Source organism: Streptomyces lushanensis (genome assembly GCF_001700515.1).
In the GTDB taxonomy this organism is placed as follows: domain Bacteria; phylum Actinomycetota; class Actinomycetes; order Streptomycetales; family Streptomycetaceae; genus Streptomyces; species Streptomyces lushanensis.
Genome location: NZ_MAUD01000204.1, coordinates 1 through 6,667, shown reverse-complemented (window position 1 = coordinate 6,667; position 6,667 = coordinate 1). Strand labels below are relative to the sequence as shown.

The following is a 6,667-nucleotide window of genomic DNA, read 5'->3' as shown; positions in this document are numbered from 1 at the left end:
GGTCTGTTCCGGCGTCACCTTGGCATGCAGCCCGGCATTGCTGAGCAGCTCGGACAGAATCAGGACGGCCGAGTCCTCCAGAACGGACAGCCCCCACTCCGCCAGTGCCTTGCGCAACTCCAGCCGCGCCAGCGCCACACATCTCGGATGGCTGCTCCACCGCAGGACAACACTGCTGCCGGTTGGTTTCGGTGTGGGTTTCCCGTACATGTCACACGGCCTCCATCTGCGCTTCTCGCTCCGGGCCAACTGGTGCGCGTCGCTGCGGGACTTGAGGGGAATGCGTGCTTCCAGGGCACGATTCGACTCCCCTCCGTAGCGAAACGACTACCGGGAGCACTCAGAGTGGCGTAGGGTGAAGAAGCGTTCAACGTGCCAGAGATGACAGGAAAGTTGGTGGCAGGTTGGTAAACCGTAAGGAACTCAACCCCGAGAGCAGCCCTCAAGCCGCTTACGGAGCACAGCTGCGCAGCTTCAGGGAGAGAAAGGGCTGGAAGCAGGAGGACCTGGCCGCCCACATGGAATACTCCAGCACGCATATTTCGGCCGTCGAAACTGGTCGGAAGATAGCAACCTTGCGATTCGCGCGCAGTGCTGACCGGGCGTTGGGTACCACTGACCTGTTCGAGCGCAAGTGCCGTGAGATCAAGCACGGTGTCTTGCTGGAAGGCTTCTCGGAGTTCGTGGGGTACGAGGGCCGGGCGGTCGAGATCCGGCTGTACGAGATCGGGATCGTCCCTGGTCTGCTCCAGACCCCGGAGTACGCGCGGGTGCTGGCCGACAGCGCCGTACACCGAGGAGCCATCACGCCCGAGCAGGCCGACGAACGCGTCTCGTTCCTGGCGGAGCGGCAACAGGCGTTGGAACGGTCCCGCCCTCCGATGATGTTCGTCGTCATGGACGAGAGCTGTATCCGGCGGCCCATCGGAGGCCGTGCGGTCATGGAGCCCCAGCTTGAGCGGCTGGCCAAGTTCGCCGCCAGCGCGAACACGGTGCTACAGGTGGCGCCGTTCGAGATGGGCGAACGCCGTTCGTTCGATCTGCCCGTCACGGTGCTGACCCTGTCCGACCGATCCGTGGCCGCCTACGCCGAGTCTCAAACTCAGGGGCATCTGGACCGTGAGACGACTTCCGTAGTGCCCATGCTGACGGCCTACCATCAGCTACAGGCCGAGGCACTCTCCCAGGCGGCTTCCGTGGCCATGATCGAGCAGGTACGAAAGGGCATCCCGTGACGACCGAGTCCCCCCGCTGGTTCACATCCTCCTACAGCAACAACGGCGGCCAGTGCGTCGAGGTCGCCGCCAACCTCGCCACCTCACACGGCGTGATCCCCATCCGCGACTCCAAGAACCCGAACGGCCCCGTCCTGGACATCCCCACCGGCGCGTTCACCTCGTTCGTGGCAAGCGTCAAGACGAACGACCTCACCCGCACCCCCGGCGCGTGAAAGGGCACCCGTGACGACCGAGTCCCCCCGCTGGTTCACATCCTCCTACAGCGACAACGGCGGCAACTGCGTCGAGGTCGCCGCCAACCTCGCCACCTCGCACGGCGTGGTCCCCGTCCGCGACTCCAAGAACCCCAGCGGCCCCGTCCTGGACATCCCCGCCCGCGCGTTCACCTCGTTCGTGGCAAGCGTCAAAACGAACGACCTCACCCGCACCCCCGGCACGTGACCCACGCACCCCAACGCTGAGCCCCGCCCTCCCGGCGGGGCTCTCCGCCCCGCCCGGAATCAGGACAACGCGTCAATGGCCTTGACGACCAAAGCCCGCGCCTCGGCGCCGTACACGGCAAGCTCCGTAAGTCTGGCGAACGCGCGAAGATAGATGTCCAGCTCGCCGGGCGCTGTAACGGTCACCTTCGCGGCAACGAGTTCCACATGAACCCGTGCGTCATCGAACACGGTGAACTGCTCAAGAGGCCACATGACCTGTTCCCGCGGCACGCCGGCGGGGATGATTCCCAGCGCCATGGACGGCAGTGCCATGGACGCCAGGAGGGTACCCAACTGCCCGGCCATCACCTCCACATCACCGATGCGGTGGTGGAGGACATGCTCCTCGATGAGCGTCGCGAAGCGGTGGTCTCCTTCGTAGACGACGCGCGAGCGTCGTACGCGGGCGTCGACCGCTTCGCTCACGTCGTCGGGAGTGCCACGGAAACCGGCGATGCTGCCCATGAGAGCTGTCGCGTAGCCAGGTGTCTGGAGGAATCCGGGTATGACGTTGGAGGCGTACACGCGGAAGAGCCGCGTGCGTTCGTACAGGGGTGTGGACGCCTCCTGCAGCTGCTTCATGCCTGTGCGCTGGAGTCTCTTCCACTGGACATACATGGAGTCGGCTTGCCGGTTGGCGGCAACCAGGTCCGCAGCCTGGCCGTCCGCTCCGCACGCCGTGCACCAGGCGCGGATGTCCACGTCGGACGGTGGAGTACGGGCGTTCTCGATCCGGGACGACTTGGCGACGGACCAGCCGCAACGCGCCGCCAGCTCCTTGCCTGTGATCCCCGCGTCCAGACGCAGCTCCCGCAGCCGTTCTGCGAGAGCCGCCCGTGCCTGATGCACGCTGGACGATGGTGAGAGGGGCATGGGAGGGGGGCTACCTGATCTCGTACTCGTCGTGAGGGATGGCGCGTTCCCAGACCTTCTCGAACGCGGCGGAGCACGACTTGACCACCCGGGGGTCGTCGCGCAGTTCCTTGTCCAGCCAGTCTCCATTGCCGGAGAAGTGATGGACCCGTATCAACTGATCATCGAAGATCCAGAAGTCGTTCGCGGGCAGCAGGAGGTCCGTGGCGATCCGGCGAGGCAGCCACCGCACCTGCTCGCCGGCGGCCACGTTGGAGTTGGTGACGTAGTGCTCCCAGCGGATGTACTCGGTCACGGGCTCGGAGACCACACGGGCGCGACGCACGGACACCCCCCGGGCCACGGCGTCGCCGATCTGCTGGTGAAAGGGACGCCACCAGGCTGCGCGGTCGGCCCAGTCGACGCGGTGGCCTCGCTGCCATGCCTCGAAGCGGGGGTTGGTGAAGTAGTTGTCCCGCGTCTCCAGATGGACGGCGGACTGCTTGGCGTCGGCAATCAGGTCATTGAATTCCGTCGAGTTCATCGCACGCCTTCCTGATGATCGGCACCATGCGCTGGGGAATCCTGATGACTGTCTCGGTCGGCGGGATGGGCGCCTTGGCCGGAGACAGGGCATGACACTCGGCGGTCGACTCGTCGTCGGCCGTGTAGCTCTGGATCAGCAGATCCGATGTGCCGGTGTCCACCCATACCGTCGGGCATCCGTCCTCGTCCGTGTCGGGATCGATCCCGACGAACTGAATCTGCATGTCGATGAGCCTCCGTAGCCAGTCAACTTACGGGGATTTCCACCACGGTCATATCTCCTGGTGAAACCGTCAAGAGGGCCTCCTTGGCCCAGTCGGCGCACGCCAAGTCGTATGTAATTCGATGCAACTTTGCTGACTGGACGGACCGCTCCCCCTACCGTCGGGATCAGCGGTATTCCAGGCGCTTCGCGCCGGGCCGCGTGCGGGGCCCGTACGAGTGCGCACGGAGGCAGTCATGGGCAGACAGACGGACGCCACGAGCGCGGCGCGGTCCGCCATCGACAGGGCCCGGGGGGTCGGCTACAGAGCAGGCACACATGAGGAACTGGACTTACTCGCCACAGACCTCCGCGCCTACGTCACCGAGATGCTGCCCGTCGCGCAGGCCCAGGCCGAGCGCATGTGGCACGGGAGCCGGGAGTGGTACGTCCTCAACTCCCGCCTGCACAGCATCTCGACCGAGGCCGAACAGCCCCTCGCCACCGGAACCCTGGCCGCGCATGTGCAGGTACGGCTCCTCGCACTCGATTGCGAATGGCTCCTCACCCACTTCGCCACCACCCACCCGACACACGGCCCGGCACCCTCGCGGCGCCCCCGCTGACCCCGGCCGCAGCCGGGGCGGGCCAGTAGTGATCGAGGACTCCGCGCTGTCCGACGGCGGGGCGCCGTGATGGGGACGGGGCCGCAAGGCTCTGAAAGGATGTAGGTATGCGGACGAACATCGGTCAAGCAACAGCAAAGCCGCTCTAACGCCGCAGCTCAGAAAGAGTGTTCCCCGCGCAAGCGGGGGTGGTCCGTGCGGCAGGCTGGCGCGGTCGCCGGTCTTCTCGTGTTCCCCGCGCAAGCGGGGGTGGTCCCTGATCTCGTGTGGGAAGGTCCCCGCCCGGGCCGTAGCAGGCCGTTGGCAAGCATCGGACAGAGTCAGCAGGGACAGGCCCACACTTCGGCATCAAGGGTGTGAGCACCCATCCGGCCCCGCGCCCATCCACGATGGATCGCACCCGTCGTCAGCGGCGTACCGCACGCGTAGCAAGCGCGGCCCGCCCACTGCTCCGTGGACAGAAGACCCGCCGACGGTACGGGCGCATCACAGCAGAAGACCCGCGCCATCCCCACACCCTCCTCCGCCGACACGGCTCTCACGTCCGCCCCCGAAAGGCCCCCGCACTCGTCTGAAACCCCTCCAGCAGGTCCGCGACAGGAACGTCAGCGACGGGCGTCAGCCGACGCTGCTCCCGGCACGGAGCACACGCGTACAAGCTCCCACCGGGCCCTGAACCGTGCTCAATGATCCGCACCAGCAGCGCGGTCTCGGACGCCCCCCGATGGTAATCACACCAGCGGTAGGGGGCGGTCTGGGCATCGCTGCTTGTCGAGGTGGCCATGACTCGGACCGTAGGAAGGAGAGCGCTCTGCCTTCAACGACTGTGTACGAACTTGCACGGACTCAGCCGAGAGCATCGATCGCTGCCATGATGAGCTTCCGCGACTCAGCCCCGTACACGGCGAGCGCAGACAGCTCGGAGAAGGCCCGCGCGTACTCCCTCACCTCTTGCGGCCTGGTGACCGTCAGATGCGCCGACACCAGCTCGACCGTCACCTGCTCCTCGTCGTACATCGTGAACGACTCCACCGGCCAGCCCAGCGACCGCGGGCGCCCCAGCGGGATGACCCCGAGGCTGACCGAGGGCAGGGCCGCCACACCGATCAGGTGCCCGAGCTGGCCGGCCATGACGTCGACGTCGCCGATCAGCGTCCGCAGTACCCACTCCTCCACGATCATCGCGAAGCGGTGGTTGCCCGAATGGAGGACGCGCTGCCTGTCCATCCGTACCGCGACCGCGGAGGTGAGGTCGCCGGGGACCTCCCGGAGGGCGGCGACCGTACCGAGGACCGCCGCTGTGTAGCCGGGCGTCTGGAGCAGGCCCGGGACGACCCACGACTGATAGGCCCGGAACCGGTAGGTGCGTTCGAACAGCGGAGCCACCGACTCCTGTACCTGCTTGAGGCCGGCGCGCTCCATGCGCCGCCACTCGATGTACATGCCCTCGATGCCACGCGCGGTGGCGATCAGCTCGGGAACCAGGGCCTGGACGCCACAGTGCTGCGTCCAGGCCCTGATGTCCGCGTCCGACGGCGGTGTTCTGGCGTGCTCCAACCGGGAGACCTTCGACTCGTGCCAGCCGATTCGGCGCGCCAACTCGCGCGAGGTCAGCCCGGCGTCCTTACGGATCTCACGCAGGCGCAGGCCGAGCGACTCGCGGGCCTGCTGGACGCTGGACAACGGCGACGGCATGCAACCCCCGGAACCGTCAGGTGAGCCGGTAGTCAGCGTGCGGCACAGCGCGGTCCCACACGCTCTCGAACGCGTCCACGCACAGCTTCACCGCACCTACATCGGTACGGACTTCCTCGTCGTCGGGCGCCAGCTCGCCAACCCCGTCGAAGTGGAGGAACACCACCAACTCGCCGTCGAAGAGCCAGAAGTCGTTCCCGGACAGGGTGATATCGGACGCGCGACGCCGGGGCAGCCACCGGACCTGTTCGCCGGCGGCGACATTCGGCGCGGTGACGTGGTGCTCGAACCGGATGTAGTCGCTCACCGGCTCCGATACGATCCGCGCCCGCCGTATCTCGACTCCTCGCGCGACGGTCTCCCTGATCAGCGCCAACCACGGCCGCAGCTCCGGGTCGTGGTCTGCGGGGTCGTTGCGGACGCCCTCCTGCCAGGCGATGAAACGGGGGTCCGAGCGCATGTAGCCGTCGCGCATCTCCAGGTGAACGGCGGACCTTCGGCAGGAGCGCAGGCGGTCAGCGAGGGTCGGCTCCGTCACCGGTCACCTCCGGGAAGAACGGCATCATCCGCTTCGGGAACTCAATCACGGTCTCATGATCGGGTATGTCCATCTGCGCGAGCCGCTCGGGGTCGAGGACCTTCCAGCCCTGGAGGACGTAGTTGCCGGTCACATCGTCCAGGTAGATCGTCGGTGACTTGCCGTCAGGGGAGTCGGGGTCCTGACCCAGCTTGTGCAGTGCCACGGTGGCTCCTTCTTCGGGGACAGCGTCTTGCCTGAGCTTGAAAGGAAGGGCCGATGGTCCGCCAGATCTGTGCGCGAACTTGCAGGCTCCGAACGCACGAAGGCTCCCCGCCTCCCGAGGGAGGCGGGGAGCATGTGTTTCCTCTGAGAGCGTCAAGGAGCGCACTCGCGTGTGGCCGCTCAAGGAACCCAGGCCCGTGACCGGTCCCGAGGAACGGCCTCACGGCCCTGCCGGGTCTGCGCGTCCTGAGCGCGCGGCCGTGCTGCCCCGGCCCCGGCCGCGC

Annotated in this window: 10 protein-coding genes and 1 pseudogene; 4 read left to right on the top strand and 7 right to left on the bottom strand. The window is 66.9% G+C overall.

Translation table 11 applies throughout. The features are described 5' to 3' along the window. Nucleotides 1-210, bottom strand: a pseudogene (locus BFF77_RS34540) (hypothetical protein); the annotation flags it as partial. A 194-nt stretch (nt 211-404) separates the two neighbouring features. Between BFF77_RS34540 and BFF77_RS18360 the strand changes: the two are divergent. From BFF77_RS18360 to BFF77_RS18350, 3 genes are read left to right on the top strand one after another with little or no spacing between them, the layout of a single operon-like run. Beyond that, nucleotides 405-1,235: a helix-turn-helix domain-containing protein gene (locus BFF77_RS18360; RefSeq protein ID WP_066950877.1), complete on the top strand. Its 831-nt coding sequence runs from the start codon at nt 405-407 to the stop codon at nt 1,233-1,235. Further along, a complete protein-coding gene (locus BFF77_RS18355; RefSeq protein ID WP_066950874.1) occupies nt 1,232-1,450 on the top strand; it encodes a DUF397 domain-containing protein in 219 nt (72 codons plus the stop codon). Before BFF77_RS18360 ends, BFF77_RS18355 begins: the two co-directional genes overlap by 4 nt. A 10-nt stretch (nt 1,451-1,460) precedes the next feature. Next, nucleotides 1,461-1,679, top strand: coding sequence for a DUF397 domain-containing protein (locus tag BFF77_RS18350; protein ID WP_066950871.1), 219 nt, complete (start codon nt 1,461-1,463; stop codon nt 1,677-1,679). A 59-nt stretch (nt 1,680-1,738) separates the two neighbouring features. On the opposite strand, the gene BFF77_RS18345 is transcribed toward BFF77_RS18350, so the two are convergent. Genes BFF77_RS18345 through BFF77_RS18335 form a run of 3 tightly spaced genes read right to left on the bottom strand, consistent with a single transcriptional unit; the run spans nt 1,739 to nt 3,342 of the window. Beyond that, entirely contained in the window at nt 1,739-2,593 is an 855-nt protein-coding gene (locus tag BFF77_RS18345; protein ID WP_066950868.1) for a helix-turn-helix domain-containing protein, read from the bottom strand. Nucleotides 2,594-2,603: 10 nt separating this feature from the next. Further along, nucleotides 2,604-3,116, bottom strand: coding sequence for a DUF6879 family protein (locus BFF77_RS18340; protein WP_066950866.1), 513 nt, complete (start codon nt 3,114-3,116; stop codon nt 2,604-2,606). Then, nucleotides 3,094-3,342 carry a hypothetical protein gene (locus tag BFF77_RS18335; RefSeq protein ID WP_066950863.1) on the bottom strand — a complete coding sequence of 83 codons (249 nt, stop codon included), beginning with the start codon at nt 3,340-3,342 and terminating at the stop codon, nt 3,094-3,096. Before BFF77_RS18335 ends, BFF77_RS18340 begins: the two co-directional genes overlap by 23 nt. Nucleotides 3,343-3,577: 235 nt before the next feature. Here BFF77_RS18335 and BFF77_RS18330 point away from each other — a divergent pair, with 235 nt between their 5' ends. Further along, the gene (locus BFF77_RS18330; RefSeq protein WP_066950860.1) at nt 3,578-3,946 is read left to right on the top strand and encodes a DUF6415 family natural product biosynthesis protein; all 369 of its coding nucleotides are present in this window, start codon (nt 3,578-3,580) and stop codon (nt 3,944-3,946) included. An 846-nt stretch (nt 3,947-4,792) separates the two neighbouring features. Here the strand turns inward: BFF77_RS18330 and BFF77_RS18320 are convergent. The 3 genes from BFF77_RS18320 to BFF77_RS18310 are packed head-to-tail and all read right to left on the bottom strand — an operon-like array spanning nt 4,793 to nt 6,384. Next, entirely contained in the window at nt 4,793-5,641 is an 849-nt protein-coding gene (locus tag BFF77_RS18320; protein WP_066950855.1) for a helix-turn-helix domain-containing protein, read from the bottom strand. 16 nt (nt 5,642-5,657) lie between these two features. Beyond that, nucleotides 5,658-6,116, bottom strand: a complete 459-nt coding sequence (locus tag BFF77_RS18315) for a DUF6879 family protein (RefSeq protein ID WP_245703577.1) — start codon at nt 6,114-6,116, stop codon at nt 5,658-5,660. Nucleotides 6,117-6,156: 40 nt separating this feature from the next. Beyond that, a complete protein-coding gene (locus BFF77_RS18310; RefSeq protein WP_066950850.1) occupies nt 6,157-6,384 on the bottom strand; it encodes a hypothetical protein in 228 nt (75 codons plus the stop codon). Between the last annotated feature and the right edge of the window lie 283 nt (nt 6,385-6,667).

Excerpts from the sequence above, each read along its gene's own strand:
- BFF77_RS18330 (WP_066950860.1), top strand. The coding sequence starts at position 3,578 with ATGGGCAGACAGACGGACGCCACGAGCGCGGCGCGGTCCGCCATCGAC.
- BFF77_RS18315 (WP_245703577.1), bottom strand. The coding sequence starts at position 6,116 with ATGCGCGACGGCTACATGCGCTCGGACCCCCGTTTCATCGCCTGGCAG.
- BFF77_RS18345 (WP_066950868.1), bottom strand. The coding sequence starts at position 2,593 with ATGCCCCTCTCACCATCGTCCAGCGTGCATCAGGCACGGGCGGCTCTC.
- BFF77_RS18335 (WP_066950863.1), bottom strand. The coding sequence starts at position 3,342 with ATGCAGATTCAGTTCGTCGGGATCGATCCCGACACGGACGAGGACGGA.
- BFF77_RS18320 (WP_066950855.1), bottom strand. The coding sequence starts at position 5,641 with ATGCCGTCGCCGTTGTCCAGCGTCCAGCAGGCCCGCGAGTCGCTCGGC.
- BFF77_RS18340 (WP_066950866.1), bottom strand. The coding sequence starts at position 3,116 with ATGAACTCGACGGAATTCAATGACCTGATTGCCGACGCCAAGCAGTCC.